The organism is Streptomyces sp. PSU-S4-23 (assembly GCF_055632315.1).
Genome location: NZ_JBVMUU010000002.1, coordinates 288,578 through 313,334 on the forward strand (window position 1 = coordinate 288,578; position 24,757 = coordinate 313,334).

Here is a 24,757-nt window from a genome sequence, read left to right on the forward strand (position 1 = left end):
TGCCACCACCCCGGCCCCGCGCCTGGCGTTCCCTCCACGGGAACGCGGCGGACACCGCGCGGCGGGCGGACATATGGCGCGCAGGTGTCCTGGCCGCGGGCCGGACACCTGCGCGTGACGGAGCGTGCGGGTGTCAGTTCCGGGCGGCGGCCGCGGCGGCGAGGTCGAGCGCGATGTCGGTGATCATGTCCTCCTGGCCGCCGACCATCTTCCGGCGGCCGACCTCCACCAGGATGCTGCGGGTGTCCAGGCCGTAGCGGGCGGCGGCGTTCTCGGCGTGGCGCAGGAAGCTGGAGTACACGCCGGCATAGCCGAGGGTGAGGGTCTCGCGGTCGACGCGGACCTCGCGGTCCTGCAGCGGCCGTACGAGGTCGTCGGCGGCGTCCATCAGCGGGAAGAGGTCGCAGCCGTGGTCCCAGCCCATGAGGTCGGCGACGGCGATGAACGCCTCCAGCGGGCAGTTGCCCGCGCCCGCCCCCTGGCCCGCGAGGGAGGCGTCGACCCGGGTCGCCCCGCCCTCCACGGCGACGACGGTGTTGGCGACGCCGAGGGCGAGGTTGTGGTGGGCGTGGATGCCCGTCCCGGTCGCCGGGTCCAGGACGTCGCGGTAGGCGCGGAACCGTTCGCGCACCCCGTCCATGGTGAGGCGGCCGCCGGAGTCGGTGACGTAGACGCAGGTGGCGCCGTAGGACTCCATCAGCTTGGCCTGGCGGGCGAGTTCGGCCGGCTCGGCCATGTGGGACATCATCAGGAACCCGGCGACGTCCATGCCCAGCTCGCGGGCGGCGGCGATGTGCTGGGCGGAGATGTCCGCCTCGGTGCAGTGGGTGGCGATCCGCACCGAGCGGATGCCCAGCGAGTGCGCCTGCCTCAGGTCGTGGAGGGTGCCGATCCCCGGCAGCAGCAGCGTGGTGGGCACGGCGTTGCGGGCGGCGTCGGCGACGGCCTCGATCCACTCCCAGTCGGTGTGGGCGCCGATGCCGTAGGTGATGCTGGAACCGGACAGGCCGTCGCCGTGGGCTATCTCGATCGCCGCGACACCGGCCGCGTCGAGGGCGGCGGCGATGGCGCGGGCCTGCCCGACGGTGTAGCGGTGGCGGACGGCGTGCATACCGTCCCGCAGGGTCACGTCCTGGACGTACAGGGCGGGGGGCTGGCCGGCGGTCATCGGGACGCCACCTCCGGGGTGTGGTGCGTGGCCATGCGCTCCGCGGTGCGCAGCGCGGCCGAGGTCATGATGTCGAGGTTGCCGGCGTAGGACGGCAGGTAGTGCGCGGCGCCCTCGACCTCGAGGAAGACGGACACCTTGGCCGCCTGCCCGCGGGTGCCGGGGGGCAGCAGTGAGCGCAGCGGGTCGTCGTCGGCGACCCGGTCGAACTGGACCCTCTGCTTGAGCCGGTAGCCGGGCACGTAGGTCTGGACGCGGGCGACCATCTCCTCCACCGAGGCGGTCACGGCCGCGTCGTCGCAGTCGCCGACCAGGCAGTAGACGGTGTCGCGCATGATCAGCGGCGGCTCGGCGGGGTTGAGGACGATGATCGCCTTGCCGCGGGTGGCGCCGCCGACCTTCTCGATGGCCGCGGAGGTGGTCTCGGTGAACTCGTCGATGTTGGCGCGGGTGCCGGGACCGGCGGAGCGCGAGGAGATGGAGGCCACGATCTCCCCGTAGTGGACGGGGGTGACCGCGCCGACGGCGGCGACGACAGGGATGGTGGCCTGGCCGCCGCAGGTGACCATGTTGACGTTGGCGGCGTCCAGGTGGGCGTCCAGGTTGACCGGCGGCACGACGTACGGGCCGATGGCGGCCGGGGTGAGGTCCACCACCCTGCGGCCGAGGGCGCGCAGCACCCGGTCGTGGTGGCGGTGGGCACCGGCGGAGGTGGCGTCGAAGACGATCGAGACGTCGGCGAACTCGTCCATCTCCACCAGGCCGTCGACGCCCTTGTGGGTGGTGGCGACCTTGAGGCGGCGGGCGCGTGCCAGTCCGTCGGAGTCCGGGTCGATGCCGGCCATGGCGCCCATCTCCAGGACGTCGGAGGTCCGCAGCACCTTGATCATCAGGTCGGTGCCGATGTTGCCGGAACCGATCACCGCGACCTTGGTGCGCACCGGGTCGGTGGCGCTGCTCACTGCTGTTCTCCTTCTTCCGTCGCCGCCGGTTCCTCCGGCGCGAATGCGACACGTACCGAACCCAGGCCGGAGATCCGCGCCTCGAACGAGTCGCCGGGCCAGGCGTCCGCCATGGGCCCGAGGGCGCCGGTGAGCACGATGTCGCCGGCCCGCAGCGGATCGCCCGCCGCGGCGAGGGCCGACGCGAGCCAGACGGCCGCGTTGAGCGGGCCGCCGAGGCAGTCGGCCCCGGTTCCCGAGGAGACCTTCTCGCCACGGCGGGTCATCGTCATCTGCACCAGCCGCGTGTCCACGGCGGTCAGCGGCACCGGGCTGGTGCCCAGGACGAACAGACCGGAGGAGGCGTTGTCGGCGACGGTGTCGACGATCGTGATGTCCCAGCCGGCGATCCGGCTGTCCACGATCTCCAGGGCGGGCAGCGCGAAGTCCACCGCGCGCAGCACGTCGGCCACCGTGCACCGGGCGTGCGGGAGGTCGTCGCCGAGGACCAGGGCGACCTCCGCCTCCACCTTGGGCTGCAGCAGCCGGCCGGCGGGCACGGTGCCGCCGTCGGGGACCGCCATGTCGGACAGCAGTGCGCCGAAGTCCGGCTGGTCGACGCCGAGTTGCCGCTGGACGGCCGGGGAGGTCAGACCGATCTTGCGGCCGACCACCCGGAGGCCGTGCGCGTCGAGGGCCCGTTCGACGTTGAGGCGCTGCACGGCGTACGCCTCCGCGATGCCCCCGTCGGGGAGCAGACTCCGCACCGGCGGGCAGGGCACCCCGGTGCGGGCCGCGTCGGCCAGGGCGTCGGCGGCCCTGACCACCGCCGCGGGCGGGGAATCGGTGGGCGGGGGTGTCGGCATGCGAGCACTCCAAGGGAAAGTACGGGGGAACGTACGAGGGTGTGACGAGGTCCGGTATAGACGCGGCCGCACGGCAGCGGCAATTATTGTTCCGTGACACGGAACACGGATCAGGGCAACATGCTGGAGAAGGCAGCGGTCATCCTCGACTGCTTCCGCCCGGACGGCGGTTCGTACCGTCTGACGGAACTGGCGGAGCGTACGGGCTTGAGCAAGACCACCACGCACCGGCTGGCCGCCGATCTGGTGCGGCTGGAGTTCCTGGAACGTGACGGCGCGGCCTACCGGCTCGGCGGCAGGCTCTTCGAGCTGGGCACCCTGGTGCCCCGCCGCCAGGGACTGCGCCAGACGGCGCTCCCCTTCGTCCAGGATCTGTACGAGGCCACGCACGAAACGGTGCACCTCGGCGTGCGGGACGACCGGCACGTCGTCTACCTGGAGCGCGTCCACGGCCACGACCCGCTGCCGCTGCCCTCCCGCGTCGGCGGCAGGCTCCCGCTCACGTGCACCGGTGTGGGCAAGGCCCTGCTGGCCTTCTCCGGCCCCGAGCTCACCGAGCAGGTGCTCGCCGAGCCGCTGCCGGGCCTCACCCCGTACTCGGCCACGGACCCCGACCGGCTGCGCACCGCCATCGAGCAGGTGCAGGTCTCCGGCCTGGCCTACGAGGAGCAGGAGGCCGCACTCGGGGTGTGCTGCATCGCCGCGCCGGTGTTCGACGGCGGCGGCACGGCCGTCGCCGCGCTCTCGGTCGCCGTCCCGCAGGCCCGCTTCCGCCCCGCCCAACTCGCCCCGGCGGTCCGCACCGCCGCCCTCGGCCTGTCCCGGACCCTGCGGCAGGGCGGCTGACGGCGGCGTGCGGACCGCCGGTCGGAGTGTGCATCCGTCCGGCCGGTGCGGACGGCCTCCCCGGGGGCGGCGGTCAGCGGCGGGTTTCCCACCACAGGACCAGCAGGGTCACGGCGCCGCTGCCGAGCTTGTACGCCGCCCCGCGCAGGAACTCCCCCGGGACTCCGCTCCGCTGCCGGTCCGCCCGTCGCAGCAGCCGACGGACGGCTTCTTCGCGCCACCTCTTCCCTCGCACCAGGTGCTTCCGCCTGTGCTGCGCGTTAGTCTTCACTGTACGGAGTTCCTCTCGTTCGTAGGCGTGCCGGAACACCGCGCAGGGAGCCCTCCCAACACCGGGGCCTGAGAAACCCGTTGGGATCCAGGGCTCCTGTTGCGCTGTCCGGCAGCTTATCGGCGGTACGCTCAGAAGGATTGTCGACTTGGCGTCATTCATCTGAGCCTTTCCTGAGCGCCCCTCGTTCCGGCCCCCGACCCGCGCGGATCAGCGGCCTGCGGTGAACTCATGCAGCCGGGCCACCAGTTCGCGGTCGGGCCGGGCGACGATGACCGAGGAGCCGGGCACCCGCGCGGCGAGGCGGTCGACTTCGCTCTCCAGGCGGCCGGTGGGGGCGATCGCGCGGGAGCCGTTGGTGCGTACGTACCGCGCGAATATCTCCAGTCCCTCGAGGAACGCGGCGTCGGGCGGGGCGGTGTCGGCCATGGAGTGGGTGAGCTGGTGGAACCAGTGCCGCGCCCGCCTCGACTCGCCCAGGGACAGGTGGTGCAGGTGCAGGCAGTACGCGGCGGCGCGGCTGCCGGCGCCGGCGGCGAGCTGCCACCAGAACTGCGCGGACTCCGGGTGCCCGGTCAGATAGAGGAGGCAGGCGAAGACGAGCGCACCGTCCACGTCCATCTGCTCCTCGGTCAGCGGTCCCCGGTCGGGGCCTTCGGCGATCTTGTCGACGTGCTGGGCGGCGTCGGGCTCGTTGAGCACCCACCGGCACACCACGTTCAGCCGCTGCCTGGCCTGCGCGGCGCGGGCGATCTCCGCCGTCGGGGTGCGCCGGGACGCGTCGGCGGCGAGCCTGCGCAGGGCGGCGGCGACGTCGAAGCCGTGTGCGGTGGAGACGGGCAGCCGTGCGTCGGCCAGGAGGGCGTCGATGGTGGTGGTCACGGTCCTTCCCCTTTCTGCTTCGGCTTCTTGCGGTCGTCGGGCAGGTCGAGCTTGATGCGCAGGCGTTCCTTGCCGCGCCGCAGATGATGGCCCACCGTGCGCTCGTCGATGCCGACGAACCAGGCGACCTTGGAGGTGGGGTAGCCCAGGACGTAGCGCAGCACGATCACCTCGAACTGCCGGTTCGGGAGTTCCGCGATCGCCTCGTACAGGCCGCTGCTGGACTCCATCTTCTGCAGCTTGTCCCGCGCGGCGGCCAGCGCCTGGACGATGGGGCCGTTGATGACGAACGCGGGCGCCCGTCGCTCCCGTTCGAGCCGGTCGTGCACGGCCCTGCGCACGATGGCCCACGCGCCCTGTTCGAGGTTCCCCGTGCTCAGCAACTGCGTCCAGCCGGCGTGGATCTCCAGGAACACCTCGTGGATGACCTCCTCGGCCACGGCGCGGGTACCGAAGTGCACCTCCGCGTACGCGTGGAACACCTCCTGGTGCCCGAGGTAGAAGGCTTCGAAGTCCAGCGGGAGCTCCAGCGGCAGGTACATGGACTGGGACAGCCCGGCGCCGTACTCCGGAGGCGGGGCGCCCTCCGGGGCGTCGTAGTGACTCACGCGAGCCTCCCGTCGACTGGGGACATGACGGTGATCCTCTCCCTTGAGGGCCCGGCACAGGTCGGCGCCAACTCGCTTCTGCGGCAGGGCCGTTGGGTCTGATCCCTACCTAAGTGCTTCGCGGCCCGGATCACTCACCCCACCCCGGGAAAATCACCGACCGTCCCCGGTCGGGCACTCTGTGCATGTTTCAACAAGCAGCGCTAGTCACCTTCGGGTGCCTGTTGACCAGGCGTAACCCGGCAGAGGGAAGAGGCGAACACCTCTCCGGATCCTCATCGTGTTCTGCGTCACACCGCGGGCTACCCGCGCACACCGTCACACACCGGCGCGCACGCCCCATCGCGCGCCCCCCTCAGGCCACCTGCCACAACCGCCGGCGCCCGGGTGAGACGCCTCCGCGTCCGCTGTCCCGCCGCCGGCCCGCGTCACAACCGCGGGTCGGGCCGGTCCACCACGCGGGGCGGCAGCGCGAGCGAGCGGGTGTGGCGGGCGATGTCGGCCAGCGGGGCGAGCCAGGTGTCGGCGCAGCCCGCCACGCGTTCCACGAGTTCCTCCAGCGCGGCGGCCCTGGACGGGCGGCCGCTCAGGAAGGGATGCGTCGTGAGGACGAAGCAGCCGCCCTCCCTTCTCATCGCCTCGAACTCCAGGGTCCAGATCTCCAGCGCCTTGCGGGGGCTCTCGATCAGCCCCGTCCCGGAGACGTCCGGCAGGTAGCAGTACTGCTCCCAGTCGTCCAGCGCCCACTGGACCGGGACCTCCACGAGGGAACGGCCGCCGGGGACGGCCAGTTCGTAGGGCGTGTCGGCGTCCATGAGGCTGCTGTCGTAGAGGAACCCGCGGTCCGCGAGCAGGCCGGGCGACCGGTGGGTGAGTTCCCACATGGGCGCCCGGTAGCCGACGGGCCGTACCCCCGCGACCTCTTCGAGCGCGTCCAGCCCCTTGTCCAGGAAGGACGCCTCGGTCGCGGTGTCCGTGCCGGTGAGCGGTTCGTGCAGATAGCCGTGGTGGGCGATCTCGTGTCCCGCCGCGGCGATGGCACGCACACTGCCGGGGTGGCGGCGCGCGGTCCACCCGGGGACGAAGAACGTGGCCCGGACGCCGTGCCGTTCCAGCATGCGCAGCAGACGGGGTACGCCGACCAGCGGGCCGTACGACTGATGGCTCATCAGCGACATCCGGTCGGCCGCCTGCGGATGCGTGCTCAGCACGGCCGATTCGGCGTCCACGTCGAAGGTGAACGAGGCGGCGGCCCGCTTGCCCGCGGGCCAGGTGACCGGCGGCGCGGGGGTGAGGCTCACTCGCCGGCCCCGGGGCGAAGGGCGGCCAGGGAGACGAACTCATAGGCGAGGTTGGCGGCGGCGACGCAGGTGATGTCGGCGTGATCGTAGGCGGGTGAGACCTCCACGACGTCGGCGCCCACCAGGTTCAGCCCGCGCAGGCCGCGGATAATGCCGAGGAGTTCGCGGCTGGTCAGCCCGCCGGCCTCCGGGGTGCCGGTGGCGGGGGCGTGGGCCGGGTCGAGTACGTCGATGTCGACGGAGACGTACAGCGGCGCGTCGCCGATCCGCTCGCGCAGCAGCGCCACGACGTCGGCGACGGTGAGCCGTTCGAAATCGGCGCAGTGCACGATGGTGAAGCCCAGTTCGGCGTCGTCCACGAGGTCCCGGGGGTCGTAGAGCGAGCCCCGGATGCCGACATGGGCGCTGGCACCCGGCAGGAACAGCCCCTCCTCCGCGGCGCGGCGGAAGGGGGTGCCGTGCGTCAGGGGGGCGTCGTAATAGGTGTCCCAGGTGTCGAGGTGGGCGTCGAAGTGCACCAGGGCCACCGGGCCGTGGACGCGGTTCATGGCCTTGAGCAGCGGATAGGCGATCGTGTGGTCACCGCCGAGGGTCACCAGCCGGGCTCCGTCACCGATCAGTGCGTGGGCACTGTCCTCGATCTCCTTGGAGGCGGTGGCGATGTCGAACGGATTGCAGGGCAGGTCGCCCGCGTCGACGACCTGCTGCCGGCCGAACGGCAGCACGTCGAGCGCGGGGTTGTAGGGCCGCAGCAGGCGTGACGCCTGGCGGATGGAGGAGGGGCCGAAGCGGGCGCCCGGCCGGAAGGTGACGCCGGCGTCGAAGGGGACACCGGCGACCGCCACGTCGTAGCTGTCGACGTCCTCCAGCCGGGGCAGCCGGGCGAAGGTGGTCAGGCCCGCGTAACGGGGGCTGGTCTGGCCGTCGGTCTGGCCGACGGGCGGGGTCATGCGCGGCACCGGGTGGTTCCTCCGTTGATCTGCAGTGTCTGGCCCACCAGGGAGCCGATACGAAAGTCGGTCAGAAGAGCGACGGCCGCCGCGATCTCCTCCGGGCGCCCGATCCTGCCCAGCGGGATGCCGGAGGCGTAGGAGCGGCGCATCTCGTCCAGCGACAGGCCGGCCGCGTCGGCGTCCACGCGCAGTTGCGGGGTGTCGGTGACGCCCGGGGCCACGGCGTTGACCAGGATGCCCTGGGGGGCCAGTTCACGGCCGAGGCTCTTGGTGAGGGAGATCAGCCCGGCCTTCGAGGCCGCGTAGGCGGTGGCCCCGGGCCAGCCGGTGACCCCCCACTCCGAGGACACCACCACGATGCGGCCGCGCCCGCGGCGCCGCATCCCCGGCAGCACGGCCTGGACGAGGTGGAAGGTCCCGGTCAGATTGGTGTCCACGACCTTCCACCAGTCGTCCTCGTCGTGCGTGGCGAGCTCGCCCATGGTCATGTATGCGGCGTTGCACACCAGGACGTCGATGTCGCCGATCTCTTCGCTCAGCCGCGCCACGAGGTCCCGGACGTGTGCGCGGTCACTGACGTCGGCGGGCGCGCGCACACCGCCCACGGCATCCGCCACCTCGTCCAGACGGGGCCCCGGAACACGGTCGTTGACGGCGACCAGGGCCCCGTCGGCGGCCAGCCGTGCCGCGACGGCACGGCCGATGCCCTGCGCCGCCCCCGTCACCAGGGCACGGGTTCCGGCGTGCGGCCGCAGGTGCCCGGCCGACGGGGTCACGGCCGACGGGTCCGCAGCCGACGGGTCCGCGGCCCACGGGTTCACGGCCGAAGGGTTCACGGCCGACGGGTCTACGGCCCACGGGTTCACGGCCGAAGGGTCCGCGGCCGACGGGTCCGCGGATGTCCGGGCCCTGCCGGACGGGGTCCGGTCGGGCGGGTTCGCGTCCTGCGGGGTCCTGGGCGGCATCAGATCACCGCTCCGCTGTTCGGGGAGAGCACTTCTCCGGTGCAGAACGTGCCCTCGTCGAGCAGGAACAGGACGCAGGCCGCGATCTCCCGCGGCCGGGCGAGGCGCCGGGCGGGCAGCGTCTCCAGATAGGCGGGGGCGCGCCAGGGCGAGTCCGGGGCGAGCAGCGGCGTGTCCGTGGGACCGGGCGCGACGGCGTTGACCCGGATGCCCCGGGCGGCTGTCTCGGCGGCGAGGCTGCGCACGGTTCCGATGACGGCGCCCTTGGCGGCCGCGTAGTGGGCTCCGTCGTCGCCGCCGCCGATGGCGAGTTCGGAGGTGATGGCGACGACGGAGCCGCCCCCGCGCTCCACCATGCCGGGCAGCAGCGCGCGTACCGGGTTGACCAGCCCCCCGAGGTGCACCCGGAGCATCCGGGTCCACTGCTCGGGTGTGATGTCGTCGACAGCCGTGGCCTCGTAGTGGCCGGCGGCGGTCACCAGGGCGTCGACCGGGCCCAGCCGGGACTCGGCCAGGCGGACCGCGTCCCTCACGGAGGCCGGGTCGGCCACGTCGGCGGTGAGCGTCAGAGCGGTGGAGTCCCCGGAGGGGCGTTGCCGGTCGAGGCCGGCGACGAGCCATCCGGCCTCCGTGAGGGTGGCCGCGCAGGCCGCTCCGATACCGCTCGCCGCTCCGGTGACCAGCGCGGTACGGCGCCGGGGTGGTTCGAGGGGTGCTGAGATCATGGCTGCGCGGGCTCCCCGGCGGTGGACGGTCCGGCGACGGGGGACGCCTGCCCGGGAACCACGGCGAAGTCCGAAGCGGCGGCGAGGCGTTCGGCCAGCGGCTCCCTCATACCGGAGCGGACCGCCAGGAAGACGACCGCTCCCACGACGGTCAGGACCCCGGTGGTGAGGACCATGCTCCAGCGCAGGTACCACTCCTGCCCCATCGACGCGCGGGGCCAGGCGATGTTGACGGTCTGGGCGATCGCCCACAGCGCGGCGAGCAGCGTGACGGGGGTGCCCCACCGGCCGAGGCTGAAGGCGCCGGGCCGCCAGGTGCCGCGCAGCCGGGCGATGAGGGCTCCCACGACAGGGATGGCGAAGGAGATCTGGAAGCCCATGGTGGTGAAGTTCACCAGCACGCTGTACAGCTCGGATCCCGCGACGAGGATCAGGACGCCGGCGACCAGGGCGGTCAGCGCGATCGCGTTGACGGGCAGGCGCTCCGGGCCCGCGAGCCTGGCCAGCCGGCGCGAACCGGGCAGCGCGTGGTCCCGTGCGGAGCCCCACAGGCAGCGGGAGACGGCGGCCTGCACGGCGAGGAAGCTGGAGACGAAGCCGATGACGAACATCAGCAGCAGGGGCCGTCCGACGGCCTCACCGAGATGGCTGGTCAGCGTGTACGTCACCGGGTCACCGGTCTTCTCGGCCATCACCCTTCCCAGGTCGGGGATCGAGAGGATGATCGCCATGCTGGAGAACATCACCAGGGCGGCGACGGCCAGCAGGGACAGGATGATCGCCTTGGGCACGTTGCGCCCGGGGTTCTCCACCTCCTCGGCGATCGACCCCGCCGACTCGAAGCCCACGAACGACCAGCCGACGAAGGCGATCGCGATGAGCATGGGGCCGCCGAGCCAGGAGCCGGCGCCCTGGGTGCCGAACCCGTCGAAGAGCACGCTGACCGGGTTCACCCGGTGGAAGAGGAGCAGATAGGCGCTCAGGCCCAGCGAACCGGCGATCTCGCACAGGATGCTGGCGATCACCATGACCTTCAGCACCTTGCGGCCGATCATGTTGGCCAGGCTGCCGATCGCCAGGATGGCCAGCGCCGTACCCGCCGTCTGCGCGCGGCCGGGTGCCTCCGCCCCGAGCGCCGCCAGGAGGAACCCGGAGGCGCCGTAGGCGAGGGTCGACAGGGCGATGGTCAGTCCCCAGGCATAGGCCCACGCGGCCGCCCAGCCCCAGGACGCGCCCCGCACATGCCGGGCCCACTGGTACACGCTGCCGGCGAAGGGCCAGCGGGAGGCCATCTCCCCGAAGACCAGGGCGATCAGCAGTTGGCCCGCCAGGACGATGGGGAACGCCCAGAAGAACGCCGGGCCCGCGGTGAACAGACCGAGGGTGAAGATCGCGTACAGGGCGACGATCGGCGACACGTCGGCGAAGGCCAGCGAGAACGCGGAACGGAAACTGAATCCACGGTTGAGCCGCTGCTCTCCGCCGGGCGCCGGGGCGCCGTCGGCGCCCGCCACCGCTGGTGGTCTGTTGCTCATCTGGTCGCTCCTCGTGTCGTCACTGGTCCTCGGTGCGGGAGGTGGCCTGCGGTGGTGAGCAGTGTGATCGTGCGGGGCCGTCCGATCCACGAGGCGATCGCAAAGTCCGGGGATTGCTCTTTGAACGATCGCATAAGAGTATTTCGGCGAAGAAACAAGCCGAGCGGAAGCCGGCGGTGGGCAGGAGCGGGCCGGGGGTGACCGTGAGGACGAGCGTCGCGGACCTCCTGCGGCTGCCCCACCTGCGCCTGAGCCTCTTCGCCGGCGGTGAGGGACTCGGCCGCACCGTGTCCTGGGCGCACGCCTCCGACCTGGACACGGCGCGGGACTGGATGGCCGGCGACGAACTGCTGATGCGCAACGGGTTCACCCTGCCCTCCGACGGTGCCGACCAGGCCGGGCTGCTCCAGGGGATCGCGGACGCCGGGGCCAGCGGCCTGGTCATCGGTGAGGATCCGCGGACGCCCGTGCTGCGCAACGAACTGGCCGCGGCCGCGGAAGCCTGCCGTGTGCCCGTCCTGGTCGCCCCGTACTCGGTGAGCTTCGCGGCGATCTCCCGGGCCGTCGCCGACGCCAACTCGCGCGCGGACGCGGCACGGGTCGCCCAGGTGGAGCGCGTGTACGCCGCGGTGCGCGACGCGCTCGGCGGCACCCCCAGCGAATCACCCGTCGTCCGCGTGGCACGGGAACTGGGCTGCCGGTTGCACCTGCTGGATCCCCGCACCGGCCACCCCCTGGGCCCCTCCCGGCCCGAGCCCGCACCCGGGCTGGTCCGGGCCGTGCTCGACGCCGTGCGGGAGAGGGACGGGCGGATACCGGGCGTGGTGCATCTGCCGCTCTCCGGCGGGGCCAGGGCGCTGATGGTGGAGATCCCCGCCGCGGAGCCCACCGTGCTGGTCGCGGTGGACCTGCCCGCACCGGCGTCGGACACCTCGCTGCTGCACCACCTGGCGACCGTCGCGGCCCTGGAGGTCGCGCGGCACAGCATGACGATGGAGCACCGGAGGCGCATCGGGGCCGAGTTGCTGGCCCACATGCTCGATGCCCGGACCGACGAGGCGACCGCGGAACGGGAACTGGCGGACTTCGGACTCGAACCGTCCGGCTGCGTGCTCGTGGCCGTACGGCGCGGCGACTGGGCCGGGCAGCGCGATCTGCACCTCACCCTGGAGCGGCACCGGATCCCCTGGCTCCTGCTCAGCCGGGCCCCGCTGCTGTACGCGCTGCTGCCGGACGAGGACGCCGCCCTGGCCGCCGTGCGCGGCAAGCTCGGGAACGCCGCGGTCTTCGGCATCAGCGACCCCCTCGGCACCGCCCGGCGTACGCCGGCCGCACAGCGCGAGGCCGTGTGGGCCCTGTCCGTGGCGGCGTCCCGGCCCGACCGGAGCGCCCGCTACGGCGACGACCACGGGTACACCGTGCTGCGCGGCGTCGACGAGGCGCGCCGGCAGGTGGAACGGACCCTGGGCCCGCTGCTGGCGTACGACGAGCGGCACGGCACCGAACTGGTGGCCTCCTTGGAGGCGTTCCTGCGCTGCCGCCGGTCGTGGCAGCGCACGGCGGCGGCACTGCGCGTGCACAAGCAGACCGTGATGTACCGGATGCAGCGGGTCGAGCAGATCACGGGCCGCGCCCTGGCCGAGACGGCGGACCTGGCGGAACTGTGGCTCGCGCTGCAGGCGCGGGAACTGCTGGAGGGCCCCTCCCGGCAGTGGCCCGCCGCGGACGAACCGGACTGAACCGGCGGCCCCACCCGCCCCGCCGACCCTGGCCGCCTCCTCCCGGGGGCCAACTTGCTTCGCGCCGGGTCCATGTGACGGTCCGTCACGACGAAGGCGGCACATCGTACGTCATCGTGCCGGGTGGAGGTGCGAACCCGGGGAGAGTGATCGCGGATGCCCGCGCACCCCGTACACTCGTCCACCGCCTCCGGTATCACCGGGAAACAGGACACAGCCGTAGGGGAAAGGCACTTCGACGTGAGCTTCGCACCCAGGACCGACGCGCCCATCTACGACACCCTGGTGGGCGAGCGGGGAGACGTCCCCGCGGAGACCCGCAGGGTCGCTGAGCAGACCCAGCGAGAGGTGGCGCGGGCACTGGACTTCCGCTCGGTGCACACGCCTCTGGGACAACGGTAGGCGCCGCGCGGCGGCCGGTGCCGGCGGCGCCCTCGCACCGCCCTCCTCGCTCCACCGGCGCACCCCGGGGGCCGAAGGCCGCACGTCGGCCTTCGGCCCCCGGCGCGATGCGACGGCCGGGCCGCTCGGAGAAGAACCCCGAAGCCGCGGGCGGACCCGCCGATCGGCGGACGCCGAGAATGCCACCGTCACCCGGTCCGAAGCGCGTCGAGGAGAACGCAGGCGCCGCCGACATCGCCAGGCAGCGTATGACACCGGGTGACCGCCCGGGGATCCAGACGAAGCCCCTCAGCCGCGGCCGAAGAAGTGGTGGTGGTGATGATGATGATGACGCCGGTGCCACATCCGGTACCAGCCTTGGTGCCGGTCCCAGGCACCGGCGCGGTCACGGTCCCGATCGCGGTCGCGGTCGCGGTCGCGGTCGCGGTCGCGGTCCCGGTCGCAGTCCGGAACCTGCGCACGGGCGCGGTCGCGGTCCCGATCGCGGTCCCGGTCACGGTCGCAATCCTGGGCACGGGCGCGGTCGCTCCCGATGGTCTCCGGACGGTGGCTGCCGAAGTGGCTTGCCCTGGTGTCGCGGCCATGGCCGGCCCCGTCGGCGAGGGCCGGCACGGCAGCCGCTCCGACGAGGGCGCCCGACGCCACACACGTGGCGATCAGGCGGACCGCGGTACGAGAAACAGACATGAAGCTGTCCCCTCACGTTCGTGCGAGCCCGCCCCGGGTGGGGCCGGCGCGCGATCCGAATTCCCGGCCGGGCGCCGAGGACCGGCACTCCGGCCCGACTGGACGGTACGAGATCGCCACCGGGATTCGCGCCGCAAAACGCGGACATGTCGGCAACTATCCCTTGTAGGCACCATCTCGCTCACCGCGCCGGACGCGCGGCGGGGACCGGCGACAGCCGGCAGGCGTCTCCGTGGGTGATCACGCGGCCGGCGGTGGGGGGCGGGAAGTGGGTGCCCAGCACGAGCGTGTCCGTGTCAGCGAGGGAGCCGAGCAACGAGCGACGCGTGGCCTCGGACCGCTCGGGGTCGTTGTCCACGCAGCCGCCGATGGAGGGGTGCGCGAACGGGACGGGGTGGTGGATGCAGTCTCCGGTGATGAGCGCTCTTTCGCCGCCGCTGCTGATCTGCAGGGCCATATGGCCGGGGGTGTGGCCGGGCGTGGGGAGCAGGCGCACCCCGGGGGCGACCGGCGTGCCGCCGGCCGGGACGTCGGCGAGGTCGAGCAGCCCCGCCTCCTCGACCGGGATCACGGAGTCGCACGCCGGCCAGTGCTCGGACTACGCGGCCGAGCAGATCGGCCTCCTCGCCCGGGCGGCGGCCCGCGGGGAGAACGCGCCCGGCGTCGAGACGGTGATCGACCGCGTCGTCGCCCCGGTGATGTACCGCGTTCTCTTCCGGCCGGCCGGGCTCGACGCCGCGTACGCCCGTCGGCTCGTGGCAGGGGTCCTCGGCACGGCGGGCCGGTGATGCTCCCCGACGACCGCGACCGCCCGCGTAGGGACGGCCGGGGACACGGCGGCCCTCGTCCGGAAGGCCACCGGGAACCCGTCGCTGCCCGCAGGGGCATGGCCGGCGCCCTTCCGTATGACGCGGCGGCAGGTCAGAGGGCCGTCACCAGGGCCGCGGCGGTGCGGGCGATCAGGGCCTCGTCCACGCGTGCGCCGATGCCGGGCTTCGTCGACAGCACCGCCATCACGACGGGTGCCCCGCCCGGCGGCCACGCGATTCCCACATCGTTCGTGGTGCCGTAGCCACCCGTCCCGGTCTTGTCGGCCACGACCCACTCCGCCGGCAGGCCGGCCCTCAGGCGTTCGCCACCCGTCGTGTTGCCGAGCAGCCACCGCTTCAACAGCCCCCGGTCGGCCGGCTCCAGCGCGTCGCCGAGGACGAGCCGGGCATAGGTCCTGCCGATCGCCGCGGGGGTGGTGGTGTCCGTCGTCCGCCCCGGCTCCGCGGAGTTCAACCCGGGCTCCCAACGGTCGAGGCGGGTGACGCCGTCACCGATGGAACGGCAGAACCGGGTGACCGCCGCGGGCCCGCCGAGCCGTCGCAGCAGCAGATTGGCCGCGGTGTTGTCGCTGTAGGAGACGGCCGCGGCGCACAGGGCCTCGGCGGTCATACCCCGGGCGACGTTGTCGGGTAAGCCCGTCACGGGCGCGTAGCCGGAGCGCTCGACGTCCGCCGCACCGTACCTGATCGTGTGCGCGAGGAACGTTCCGTCCCGGTCGAGATCCCTCAGCACCGCCCCGACGGCGACCGTCTTGAACACCGAGCACAGGGGAAAGAGTTCGTGGCTGCGGTACCGGACCGTCCTGTGGGTGGCCGTGTTCCAGGCGAACACTCCCAGTCGGGCGGTGTGCTCCCGTTCCAGCGCGCGCAGTTCCCCGGTCACCGGGCACCCGGGCACGGCGGCCCGTCCCGTCGCCGGCATGAGCGGCACCGGCGCGGCCGCCCCCGCGCAGGCGGCCAGCACCGAGCGGCGGGAGACTGACCCCTCGTCGGTCGATCGCACGTCGCCGTCCTTTCCTGCGGTCCGCCAGCACCTGAGTACACCGGATCCGGTCTTGCCGACGCGCGGGAGGCGGCCCCGGCGGCACGATGGGGCGCGGAACGGGTCCGAACGGCTCAACGCGCCCGGGCCCGGCTCGGTTCCAGGACGCCGATCGGTCCGGTCGAAGGACGCGGGTCCCCGTCGGTGGGCACGGCGGGCCGCTGTGGGTGCGGGAGCCGCCGTCGTGCCCCCAACGGGCCCGCGCGGGGCCGACCGGCTCCCCGCGCGGGCGCGTGGCTCACGCGTCGTTGATGGGGCCGGTGCCGAGGCGGACGTTGTCGATCGCCCAGAACCAGTTGTTCCCCGCGTTGTGGAGCCGGAAGTTCACCTTGACCGAGGTGGCTCCGGACGGGACCGCGAAGGAGAGGTCGACCAGGCGGTTCTGCTGGTCCTGGCCGTTGTTGGTGTTCCCCGAGGTCGCGCTGGAGTAGTGCAGCACGCGGGTCACCTGGCCGGAGTCGAACTCGACCGTGACCTCGGCCTCCTGCGGGCTCTCCTGACGGTAGTGGGAGTCGAAGCCCAGGTGGAGGGCCGAGGTGCCCGGCGGGATGGCGACCGCGGGAGTGGTCAGCGTCGAGTCGAACCGTCCGCGGCTCGCCGGGTTGCCGGTGTCGTCCCAGTCATCGGGGTCGGCGACCGCGACGATCCCGAGGCTCCGGCCGAAGCCCGGCCGGTCCTGCCCTGCCGGGAACCAGAACTGCTTGGAGAGGAAGGACCAGCCCTGCAGTTCCCTGGTGCCCTGCGGCATCGTCGGCGCGTCGGTGACCGTCCAGCCCTCGGGCGTGGTCCGCGTCCAGCCCACCAGGCCGGGACGGCTGAGGTCGGCGGCCGGCGCCAGGGACGGGGCGACGGACTCGAAGTCCTCGGCGAGCAGGTAGCCGGTCATGACGGGGCCCACCCCGGCGGTCAGGGACGCCGTCTGCTCCTTGGTCCGCCCGCCCAGGCTCGCGGTGACGGTGGCCTTGACCGTGGCGGACGTACGGGCGGCCGACACGGGCGCGACGACATCCCACGTGAGCGCGACGGACGAGCGGGCCGGCACCGTGGCCGGCACGGGGGCCGACGGGGTGGCGGTCCAGCCGTCCGGCAGGGTGAGCGTGCCCGCCAGGCCGGTGAGCGGGGCGCTGCCGGCGTTGGTGACGGTCGCGGTCACGGCGAGCGGTCTGCCCGGGGAGAGCACCGTGCCGTCGGTCTTCGGCGAGGCCGACGGACCGGTCAGGGCCACGCTCATCGCGGGGGCGACCTTGGTCCGCACGCGCGCGTCGGCGATCTTCAGCAGACCGTCGCCGTCGGCGTGCGCGGCCACGACCAGGCTGCCGACGGTGGCGTCGGCGGCCGGGGTGACCGTGAAGCGGACATCGGCGGATTTCCCGGCGGCCAGTGACCGCGGCGCGGACCCGGACCGCTCGACCGTCCAGCCGTAGGGGGTGAGCAGGGTGGCCGTGAGGCGAGCCAGCTCGGCCGCGCCCCGGTTCGTCAGGGTGACGACGACCTCGGCCGGACTGCCCTGGGCGAGCGGGGTGTCCAGGGGCGGCAGCGGCTCGGGCAGGGTGATCGAAGCGGCCAGCGCCGGGAGCGTGCCGGTGGCCGGGTCGGTGACACCCCGTCTGCCGTCGGCCAGGCGGCCGGTCATACGGCGCAGAAAGCCCGGGTCGCGCTTGTCGACCACGACGATGTCGTACCAGCCGTGGCGGGAGAGACGGACCGGCACGATCCGCTTCTGTCCGGGCGCAAGCGTGACGGTCCGTACGTGGTCGCCGGCGTCGCGCGGGTAGACCGACTCGCCGACGAGGAGCGTCCGGGGCGTCGAGGAGGGATTGGCGCAGTGGACCATGATCTGGCCCGGTCCGGCCTGCTCGACCAGGTACGCCTCGGCGCCCTCGCCGGCGCCGCGCAGTTCCCACGTCGACCAGCCGGGGCCGCGCACCTGGAGGTCGTAGCCGTCGGAGCCGTGGGCGACCGTGTCCACGGTGCTTCCGCCCGCGGCGACCGTCCAGGTCCGCGGCTCACCACCGTCGCCGGGGTACGCGGTGACCGTGGCGGCCGCGGTGCCGGTGTTGCCGAGCCGCAGCCGGACCCGGCCGTCGGTGACGTCGGCACGCAGCGACAGGCGGTACGGCAGGGGACGGGTGGGGCGGGTGCCCGCCTCCTGCTCCGGGAGCGCCTGCTCCTTGGGCGGCACGGGGTTCCATCGGCCGACCGGCGCCGGTACCGGGCCGGGCTGCTCCACCTCGGGCTGCGGATGGCTGCGGTGGAAGTCGAAGACGGAGGTGAGGTCGCCGAAGACACTGCGGCGCCAGGAGCTGATGTTGGGCTCCCGGACCCCGGTCAACCGCTCCAGGAAGCGGATCACGGAGGTGTGGTCGAACGCCTCGGAGGAGACGAAGCCCCCCACCGTCCACGGCGAGACGACCGTCATCGGCACGCGCGGACCGGGGCCCACCGGGCGGCCGTTGAACCAGTCGTCGCCGTTGCCGGAGTCGGGCCTGGGCGCGACCGGGGCGGGCACGTGGTCGAAGTAGCCGTCGTTCTCGTCGAAGTTGATGAACAGCACCGTCTTCGACCAGGTCTCGGGATCGCTCGCGAGGGCGTCCAGCAGATCGTAGACGAGGTTGGCGCTGCCGACCGGGGTGGAGGAACCGGGGTGCTCGGAGAGCGCCGCCGTGGGTACCACCCAACTCACCCTGGGCAGGGTGCCGTTCTTGATGTCCGCCGTCAGCCGGGAGATCAGGGTGTCCGGCTCGGAGCGGTAGGCACCGCGCAGGAAGAGCCGGCGCTCGGCCTCGGTCAGGGAGTCCACGCCCTGCTGGAACCGGGCGAGGGCCTCCTGCCGCTGCGCGGAGGTCTTGTCCCAGAGGCCGTCGTAGAACTGCTCGGTGGTGGAGTACTGTCCGCTGACCTTGGAAAGGATCTTCCGGCCGATCTGCTTCCACGGCCGGAAGTACTCGACCGCGTTGTCGGTGAAGTTGTCCCACTCCTGGTAGATCTGCCACGAGACCCCGGCCGCCTCCAGGCGCTCGGGGTAGGTGGTCCAGTCGTATCCGGCGTGGGTGTAGGAGTAGGCGGCGTTGGTGACGGCTCTGTTCACGCCGTCCGGCTCGAAGCCCGTGGTGCCGGTCCACAGGTAGTTGCGGTTGGGGTTGGTGGAGCCGTACACGGAGCAGAAGTAGGAGTCGCAGATGGTGAAGCGGTCGGCCAGTTCGTACTGCAGGGGTATGTCCCGCCGGTCGTAGAAGGCCATGGTGCTCTGCCCCTTGGCGGCGATCCAGTCGTCCCACCAGCCCTTCGCCCATGCCTGGGTGCCGTCCGGGAAGCCGTGCGGGAGCGAGCCCAGGTACTGGATGTCGCTCTCTGGGCGGCCGGCGTCGACCGCCGCCTGGCGGGCCGAGAAGGGAAGGACGTCGCCGCCGGCCCTCGGCTGTTTGAAGACGTCGGCGCCGCCGGGCAGGCGCAGGGGGGTGCGGTCGCCGAAGCCGCGCACACCCTTGAGGGTGCCGAAGTAGTTGTCGAAGGAACGATTCTCTTGCATCAGCACGATGACGTGCTCGATCGCGTTCATGCCGCCGCGCGGCATCGGCGCGGCCATGGCTCTGAGGAGCGAGGGGGGCAGGAGGGACACCGCGGTGCCACCGGCGAGAGCGCCGAGGATCCTGCGGCGGGAGATGTCGGACATGGTGCGGAGGCTAAAGCTCCGGCACAGCGGTCAAGAACCCTCTGCGACAGAGCTTCGCTCACTGTTCATGCCGAAGCATCCGGCGTTCGCACTGGTCACACGGCCGCGTTGGGCAGACGGTGCGCAGGACGGCGGCAACGCGGCCGAGCGGGGCGGTCAGGGAACGCGGGCGACGGCGGTGTAGATGCCGCTCCCCTCGGACGGTGGCGCGGGAGGGCTCTTGAACCACTCCGTCGCCGTCACCAGCCCGGGATCGACGAGCTCCAGGCCGTCGAAGAAGCGCGCGACTCCCGGGCGGGTGCGGAAGCCGAGCCGGATGCCGCCCTTGGCGTACTCGGCGGTGACCTGCTCCGCGAGTTCCGGGTAGACGTCGGACGCGGCGTGCGACAGGACGAGGTGACTGCCCGACGGCAGCGCGGCGAGGAGGGAGCGCACGATCCCGTAGGCGTCCTCGTCGTCGGGGATGAAGTGCATGAGCGCGATCAGCGACAGCGCGATGGGACGTTCGAAGTCGAGCACTCCGCGGGCATGCTCGATGATCTCTCCCGGCCGGCGCGCGTCGGCCTGGATGTAGTCGGTGGCCCCCTCGGGGTGGCTGACCAGCAATGCCTCCGCGTGCCGCAGCACGATCGGATCGTTGTCCGTGTACACGACCTTCGCGGTCGGCAGGATGCCCTGGACGACCTGGTGGAGGTTGGGTTCGGTGGGGATGCCGGTGCCGATGTCGAGGAACTGGTCGATGCCCTGCGTGGCGAGCCAGGCGGCCGCCCGGTGCATGAACTCACGGTTCTGACGAGCGGCGTCATGCGCCTCGGGGGGCAGCTTCTCGCCCACGGCCTCGTCGATGGGGTAGTTGTCCTTGCCGCCCAGCAGCCAGTCGTACACCCGCGCGGGATGCGCCTTGCCGGTGTCGATGTGCAGAGGGTCGGGTGTGTCGGTCGTCATGACGGACTCCCGTCGCGCGAGTGGTCGAACGGTACGGTCGATCACCGCAGTCTCGCACACCATGTCCCTTGCCGAGACACGGAATTGACGGGCCCCGCGACCCGGGCCGCGCTCAGCCCGTCAGTCCGGCGGCCACCGTCGCGCCCAGTTCCCAGCACGCCTCGGTGTCGGCCTTCCCCGGCTCACCGGTCGCGGTGACCGCCTCTGCCACGCGACGCCAGCCGAGCCCGGTCGTGATCGACTCGATGCCCCGCACCGCCCCCGTCACATCGCTGCCGCCGTGCACCCAGAAGCCGAAGGGCCGGCCGCGCGTCTCGTCCAGGCAGGGGTAGTAGATCTGGTCGAAGAAGTGCTTGAGGGCTCCGGACATGTAGCCGAGATTCGCGGGAGTGCCGAGCAGATACCCGTCGGCGGACAGCACGTCGGACGCCGTCGCGGACAGCGCCGCCCGCCGTACGATCCGTACGCCCTCGATCTCCGGCGCCCCCGCGCCGGAGACCACGGCCTCGAACAGTGCCTGGCAGTTGGGGGACGGGGTGTGATGCACGATCAGCAAGGTGGCCATGGCCCGAAACCCTGCCGCGAAGCCCGGTGCGGCCGCAACCGGCGACGCAGCCGGCGGCCGTCATCCTGTGGCCCCCGCTGCTCGTCCCGGCGGTCGGGCAGGACACCGCGCGCTCGCCGGAGGGCACTGGACCGGTCACCCGGAACGCTGGTCCGCCTCGACGAGCCGGGCGAGGTTCGCCAGCGCCATGCGTGTGCCCGCCTCGTTGTCGGCGGCGGGCACGGCGTCGGGAACGCCTTCGTGCACCACGAGCACATCGGTGCCGCCGTCGGCATCGCTCAGCGTGGTGGTCATCGTCATCGTGCCGCGAAGCGCGGGGTCCGCGGTCTCGAACTCGAGTGCCTCGACCACCCGCTCGTCCGGCACGAGCGTCACGAAGTGGCCGTGGTACGTGTCGGTGCGGGAGGTCGTCTTTCCGGTGCCGGCCGGAGCGTCGTAGGTGAGCGAGACGCGGAACCTGCCGCCCTCGCGTGCATCGAAGTCGTGCACGTGACATGTCATGCCCGCCGGCACCCGCCATGCCGCGATCGCGTCCGCGTCCACCAGAGCCCGGTAGACGGCCGCACGTGAGGCGTTCACGTGCCGGGAGACCTGGGTCGAGTACATGGGGGCACCGTAGCCTCCCGGTTCCCCGCGCGGCTCGTGTTCACCGCTCTTGCCGGCCTGGGTCATGGCCTGGGAGACGGACGACCGCGATCCCTCCCTCCAGGTCCACCGTCGTCCGGTTCGGCGGCGCCCCGTCTTCCTCGTCGTCCCGCATCACCAGGGCCGACTGCCGCTCCTTGAGTTCGTTCTGCTTCCCCGGCGAGAAGCTCGCGTGGAGCTGCTCGAACCCGGTCGCCGATATCTGGCCCTGCCGGACGCTGTTCCGCCAGGGGAGCAGTCCGGCCCGCCCGGCACGGAGGAGCAACTGATCGGTGAAGGCCATGGCGGTCAGCAGGATGACCAGGCCGGGCAGGGTCATGAAGACGGCGAATCCCATGTCCCCATTATCCGGACCGGCGGACGTCGCCCGCCGCCGCGGTGGCGGCCCCGGCTCTCCTCCCGGGACCGCCACCGCGGCGGGCTGTCCGCCCGCCGTCGGGTGGGCCGGCCGAACGGCAGGCCCACCGGCCGGTCAGTAGGGGCCGTTGACGTTGTCGATCGAGCCGTAGCGGTGGTACGCGTAGTTGCAGGCGGCGGTGATGTTGGCGACCGGGTCGTAGATGTCCCACGAGGTGCCCGGCACGTGGTACGTGTCGAACGTCGGCTGGATCACCTGCAGCAGGCCCTTGGAGGGGTGTCCGGCGGCGGCGTTGGAGTCCCAGAGGTTGATGGCCTTCGGGTTGCCCGAGGACTCCCGCATGATGTTGCGGTAGATGCCGTTGTAGCTGCCCGGGATGCCGTTCTTCGCCATGACCGCCAGCGACTGCTTGATCCAGCCGTCCAGGTTGTTGGCATAGGTCTGGGTCTGGGCCTGGGTCTGGGCCTGGGTCTGGGTCTGGGCTCCGGCGACGGAGGGGGACCCGCCGGGCAGGGTCAGGACCTGACCGGGCCGGATGATGTACGGGCTGGAGATCTTGTTGGCCGCGGCGATGGCCTGCCAGCCGCCCGGTACCTTCCGGGCGCGGGCGATCCCGAACAGGGTGTCGCCGGACTTGACGGTATAGGTGGCCGTACCCGTGGCCTGCGCCGCGGTTCTCGCGACGGCCGGGGTGCCACCGGCCGCCTGGGCCGTCCCGGGCATGGCCGTACAGGCCAGGGCGAACGCGCCGGCGACGACGGCACCCCCCACGGAGAACCGGCGTGCCCGGGCCGAACGGTTGAAGGCGGGAATACGCATGGTGCGGACCTCGTTCCAAAATTGCATGTCCGCAGTTGCCGGTTCCCCTTCGACAATCGCCCCCGCGTTTCATTGAGCGGCGCGCTGCGGCGGGGACATTGTTAGCCGCAAAAAAATTACTCGACAATTACCCTTTTTACTAAGTGCGCTAGTGGAGCCGTACCGCCGCACGCAACCGGACTCCCAGAAATCGGCGAGTTAAGGCGGCATAAAGCACTAAGCCGCTTCGTAAGTGAGTTACGTCACGTTCCGGTCATTGATCCACACATCCGCCATGAGATGACAATGACGCTTTATAACGGACCTTAAGCAATGATAGGCCGCTAAATTCCCTAATTAACTAAACAGCTATTTAGCCTCACATCTGGACCTAACGGATTAAATCCGACACGGCCTCGACGGCTCCCGGAAGGGGAGAGACCACGGGAGTCCGCCCCCGGCACCGGCGGTGCCACCGTCCGGCCGGGCCGTGAGAGGTGAAGTTGCCACAGGGTTCGGCGAATTCACGCTCGCCCTCGGACGCCTGTTTCAGGCCGCACCGCCCAAAGGGGCGCCCACTCTCGCGAGTTCGTCCGGCAGAGCGATTACCGAGACGACGAGGAACAATGCGGCTCCCCCACCGCCCTGCCGTTGTCGGGTGACGAATTCTCGCGGTCTCCGGCACGGTCGACCGAGCCGGTCCGTGAAAACGGCGACGGTGCCGCGGGCCTCACGCCAGGACCCGCGACACCGCGTGAGGACGGACGCTCAGGCCGTGTGGAGGGTGAGTCCGTAGCGGTTGAGGATCTCATTGACCGGCTGGTACCAGGTCTCGCCGCCGGAACTGCAGTTGCCCCAGCCGCCGGAGGTGACCCCCTGGGCCTGGTCGCCGCTGATGAACGAGCCGCCGGAGTCGCCGGGTTCCGCGCAGACGTTCGTCTTGGTCATCTCGTGCACCGCGCCCTGGCTGTAGTTGACGGTCTCGTTCTTGGCGAGCACCGTGCCGCAGTGCCAGTGGGACGTCGAACCGGAGCGGCAGATCGAGGCGCCGATGGGGGCCTCGGCCGAACCGCGCACCAACTGGTCGGAAACGGTGCCCCAGCCGAGCACCACGGGAACCGTCCACCAGCCGCTGCCGACGTTGACCCACGCGTAGTCGTTGTCCGGGAAGGACGAGCCCTGGAAGGCACCGATGTAGGAGCCGTCCCAGCCGTTGACGCCCATACCCGGCTGCCCGCAGTGGCCGGCGGTGACGAAGCCGCCGTAGACGGAGAAGCCGATGGAACAGCGCACGTTGCCGGTGTAGTACGGATCCCCGCCCACCGTTCCGGCGGCCAGGGTGCGGGGGGTCCGGCGCGTCTCCCGCACGGTCACCGGGCCGGCCCTGCGGGCGCGGGCCACGAAGGCGGTGACATCGTTGTCGCTCTTGTGCGCGGACACCACGGTGACGACGACCGCGCCCGCCTTGGGGTCGACGTGCCATCCGCCGACGCCTGCCGGGGCTCTCAGGGCGTCGATCTTCTTCATCGTGGCGTCGAGCTGCCGCTCGCTGTGGGCGGTGGGTGCGACCCGGGCACCCGTCGCCTCGACGGCCGCCGTGCGGGATGCGTCGGTGAGGGCGACCACGAGTCTGCCGCTCTTCGCCTCGAACCACGAACCGCCGTAGGCGGCACCGGCGGCCCGGCGCGCCCGGCGCTCGACCCTGCGGGCCGCCGTCTCGGCCGCGAGTCTCGTGACGGCCTGCCCCTTCGTCAGGTGCAGGTCCCGTTGCAGGGCGGCGATCAGGGCCGGGGACGCCGCGGCGCCGGACGGCGCGGCGGTCGCGGAAGCCGTGGTGGTCCCGGGTGCGGAGGGGGCGGCCGAAGCCTGGGGCAGGCCGGCGACCGCACCCAGGAGCAGGGCTGCGGACAGGCCGGCGCACAGCACCGTCATGCGTCTCATGTGGGGGTTTGCCTTTCGTCGTTCCGGTCACGGTGGATGGAGCGGAAGGGCGTGATGAGAGCGCTCTCAGT

The 24,757-nt window shown here is 72.2% G+C and carries 23 protein-coding genes and 2 pseudogenes; 4 read left to right on the forward strand and 21 right to left on the reverse strand.

Annotated features, from left to right (window positions below):
• Positions 1 to 133 precede the first annotated feature (133 nt).
• Genes dmpG through ACZ79I_RS01935 form a run of 3 tightly spaced genes read right to left on the reverse strand, consistent with a single transcriptional unit; the run spans position 134 to position 2,975 of the window.
• Entirely contained in the window at positions 134 to 1,168 is a 1,035-nt protein-coding gene (gene dmpG / locus ACZ79I_RS01925; RefSeq protein WP_471493451.1) for a 4-hydroxy-2-oxovalerate aldolase, read from the reverse strand.
• Positions 1,165 to 2,109: an acetaldehyde dehydrogenase (acetylating) gene (locus tag ACZ79I_RS01930; RefSeq protein ID WP_471504700.1), complete on the reverse strand. Its 945-nt coding sequence runs from the start codon at positions 2,107 to 2,109 to the stop codon at positions 1,165 to 1,167. Before ACZ79I_RS01930 ends, dmpG begins: the two co-directional genes overlap by 4 nt.
• Before the next feature lie 17 nt (positions 2,110 to 2,126).
• Entirely contained in the window at positions 2,127 to 2,975 is an 849-nt protein-coding gene (locus ACZ79I_RS01935) for a 2-keto-4-pentenoate hydratase (RefSeq protein WP_471493453.1), read from the reverse strand.
• A 120-nt stretch (positions 2,976 to 3,095) separates the two neighbouring features.
• Between ACZ79I_RS01935 and ACZ79I_RS01940 the strand changes: the two genes are divergently transcribed.
• Positions 3,096 to 3,821, forward strand: a complete 726-nt coding sequence (locus ACZ79I_RS01940) for an IclR family transcriptional regulator (RefSeq protein ID WP_471504702.1) — start codon at positions 3,096 to 3,098, stop codon at positions 3,819 to 3,821.
• A gap of 73 nt (positions 3,822 to 3,894) precedes the next feature.
• Here ACZ79I_RS01940 and ACZ79I_RS01945 read toward each other — a convergent pair whose 3' ends face one another.
• The 8 genes from ACZ79I_RS01945 to ACZ79I_RS01980 form a co-directional block, all read right to left on the reverse strand.
• Positions 3,895 to 4,056, reverse strand: coding sequence for a hypothetical protein (locus ACZ79I_RS01945; protein WP_471493455.1), 162 nt, complete (start codon positions 4,054 to 4,056; stop codon positions 3,895 to 3,897).
• A 246-nt stretch (positions 4,057 to 4,302) separates the two neighbouring features.
• Complete coding sequence (locus ACZ79I_RS01950) at positions 4,303 to 4,974, reverse strand: hypothetical protein (protein WP_471493457.1); 672 nt, start codon at positions 4,972 to 4,974, stop codon at positions 4,303 to 4,305.
• Positions 4,971 to 5,582 (reverse strand): RNA polymerase sigma factor, encoded by a 612-nt coding sequence (locus ACZ79I_RS01955; RefSeq protein WP_471493459.1) that lies wholly within the window; start codon positions 5,580 to 5,582, stop codon positions 4,971 to 4,973. The genes ACZ79I_RS01950 and ACZ79I_RS01955 overlap by 4 nt, the downstream gene beginning before the upstream one ends.
• A gap of 428 nt (positions 5,583 to 6,010) precedes the next feature.
• Positions 6,011 to 6,883 (reverse strand): polysaccharide deacetylase family protein, encoded by an 873-nt coding sequence (locus ACZ79I_RS01960; RefSeq protein WP_471493461.1) that lies wholly within the window; start codon positions 6,881 to 6,883, stop codon positions 6,011 to 6,013.
• Positions 6,880 to 7,833 (reverse strand): agmatinase, encoded by a 954-nt coding sequence (speB, locus tag ACZ79I_RS01965; protein ID WP_471504704.1) that lies wholly within the window; start codon positions 7,831 to 7,833, stop codon positions 6,880 to 6,882. Before speB ends, ACZ79I_RS01960 begins: the two co-directional genes overlap by 4 nt.
• Positions 7,830 to 8,657 (reverse strand): SDR family NAD(P)-dependent oxidoreductase, encoded by an 828-nt coding sequence (locus tag ACZ79I_RS01970; protein ID WP_471493463.1) that lies wholly within the window; start codon positions 8,655 to 8,657, stop codon positions 7,830 to 7,832. The genes speB and ACZ79I_RS01970 overlap by 4 nt, the downstream gene beginning before the upstream one ends.
• 143 nt (positions 8,658 to 8,800) lie before the next feature.
• Entirely contained in the window at positions 8,801 to 9,526 is a 726-nt protein-coding gene (locus ACZ79I_RS01975; protein ID WP_471493465.1) for an SDR family NAD(P)-dependent oxidoreductase, read from the reverse strand.
• A complete protein-coding gene (locus ACZ79I_RS01980) occupies positions 9,523 to 11,061 on the reverse strand; it encodes an amino acid permease (protein ID WP_471493467.1) in 1,539 nt (512 codons plus the stop codon). The genes ACZ79I_RS01975 and ACZ79I_RS01980 overlap by 4 nt, the downstream gene beginning before the upstream one ends.
• 197 nt (positions 11,062 to 11,258) lie before the next feature.
• Here ACZ79I_RS01980 and ACZ79I_RS01985 point away from each other — a divergent pair, with 197 nt between their 5' ends.
• Both ACZ79I_RS01985 and ACZ79I_RS01990 read left to right on the forward strand, forming a co-directional pair.
• Positions 11,259 to 12,800: a PucR family transcriptional regulator gene (locus ACZ79I_RS01985; RefSeq protein WP_471493469.1), complete on the forward strand. Its 1,542-nt coding sequence runs from the start codon at positions 11,259 to 11,261 to the stop codon at positions 12,798 to 12,800.
• Positions 12,801 to 13,040: 240 nt separating this feature from the next.
• Complete coding sequence (locus ACZ79I_RS01990) at positions 13,041 to 13,202, forward strand: hypothetical protein (protein ID WP_381081730.1); 162 nt, start codon at positions 13,041 to 13,043, stop codon at positions 13,200 to 13,202.
• Positions 13,203 to 13,490: 288 nt separating this feature from the next.
• On the opposite strand, the gene ACZ79I_RS01995 is transcribed toward ACZ79I_RS01990, so the two are convergent.
• On the reverse strand, positions 13,491 to 13,889 hold the full coding sequence (locus ACZ79I_RS01995; RefSeq protein WP_471493471.1) for a hypothetical protein: 399 nt from the start codon (positions 13,887 to 13,889) through the stop codon (positions 13,491 to 13,493).
• A gap of 181 nt (positions 13,890 to 14,070) precedes the next feature.
• Positions 14,071 to 14,466: pseudogene (locus tag ACZ79I_RS02000) on the reverse strand (MBL fold metallo-hydrolase); the annotation flags it as partial.
• Between the two features lies 1 nt (position 14,467).
• Between ACZ79I_RS02000 and ACZ79I_RS02005 the strand changes: the two are divergent.
• Positions 14,468 to 14,677 (forward strand): annotated as a pseudogene (locus tag ACZ79I_RS02005) (TetR-like C-terminal domain-containing protein); the annotation flags it as partial.
• A gap of 133 nt (positions 14,678 to 14,810) precedes the next feature.
• On the opposite strand, the gene bla reads toward ACZ79I_RS02005, so the two are convergent.
• The 8 genes from bla to ACZ79I_RS02045 all read right to left on the reverse strand — a co-directional run bounded on the left by bla (position 14,811) and on the right by ACZ79I_RS02045 (position 24,686).
• Entirely contained in the window at positions 14,811 to 15,722 is a 912-nt protein-coding gene (gene bla, locus ACZ79I_RS02010) for a class A beta-lactamase (RefSeq protein ID WP_471493473.1), read from the reverse strand.
• Between the two features lie 277 nt (positions 15,723 to 15,999).
• Positions 16,000 to 19,434 (reverse strand): phosphocholine-specific phospholipase C, encoded by a 3,435-nt coding sequence (locus tag ACZ79I_RS02015; RefSeq protein ID WP_471493475.1) that lies wholly within the window; start codon positions 19,432 to 19,434, stop codon positions 16,000 to 16,002.
• Positions 19,435 to 19,590: 156 nt separating this feature from the next.
• Complete coding sequence (locus ACZ79I_RS02020; protein WP_471493477.1) at positions 19,591 to 20,379, reverse strand: SAM-dependent methyltransferase; 789 nt, start codon at positions 20,377 to 20,379, stop codon at positions 19,591 to 19,593.
• Between the two features lie 112 nt (positions 20,380 to 20,491).
• Positions 20,492 to 20,944 (reverse strand): flavodoxin family protein, encoded by a 453-nt coding sequence (locus ACZ79I_RS02025; protein ID WP_471493479.1) that lies wholly within the window; start codon positions 20,942 to 20,944, stop codon positions 20,492 to 20,494.
• Positions 20,945 to 21,079: 135 nt separating this feature from the next.
• Positions 21,080 to 21,550, reverse strand: a complete 471-nt coding sequence (locus ACZ79I_RS02030) for an SRPBCC family protein (RefSeq protein ID WP_471493481.1) — start codon at positions 21,548 to 21,550, stop codon at positions 21,080 to 21,082.
• A gap of 40 nt (positions 21,551 to 21,590) precedes the next feature.
• Positions 21,591 to 21,926 carry a DUF6191 domain-containing protein gene (locus ACZ79I_RS02035; protein WP_471493483.1) on the reverse strand — a complete coding sequence of 112 codons (336 nt, stop codon included), beginning with the start codon at positions 21,924 to 21,926 and terminating at the stop codon, positions 21,591 to 21,593.
• Positions 21,927 to 22,061: 135 nt separating this feature from the next.
• Entirely contained in the window at positions 22,062 to 22,766 is a 705-nt protein-coding gene (locus ACZ79I_RS02040; protein ID WP_471493485.1) for a transglycosylase SLT domain-containing protein, read from the reverse strand.
• Positions 22,767 to 23,513: 747 nt separating this feature from the next.
• A complete protein-coding gene (locus ACZ79I_RS02045) occupies positions 23,514 to 24,686 on the reverse strand; it encodes a S1 family peptidase (protein WP_471493487.1) in 1,173 nt (390 codons plus the stop codon).
• Positions 24,687 to 24,757: the final 71 nt, after the last annotated feature.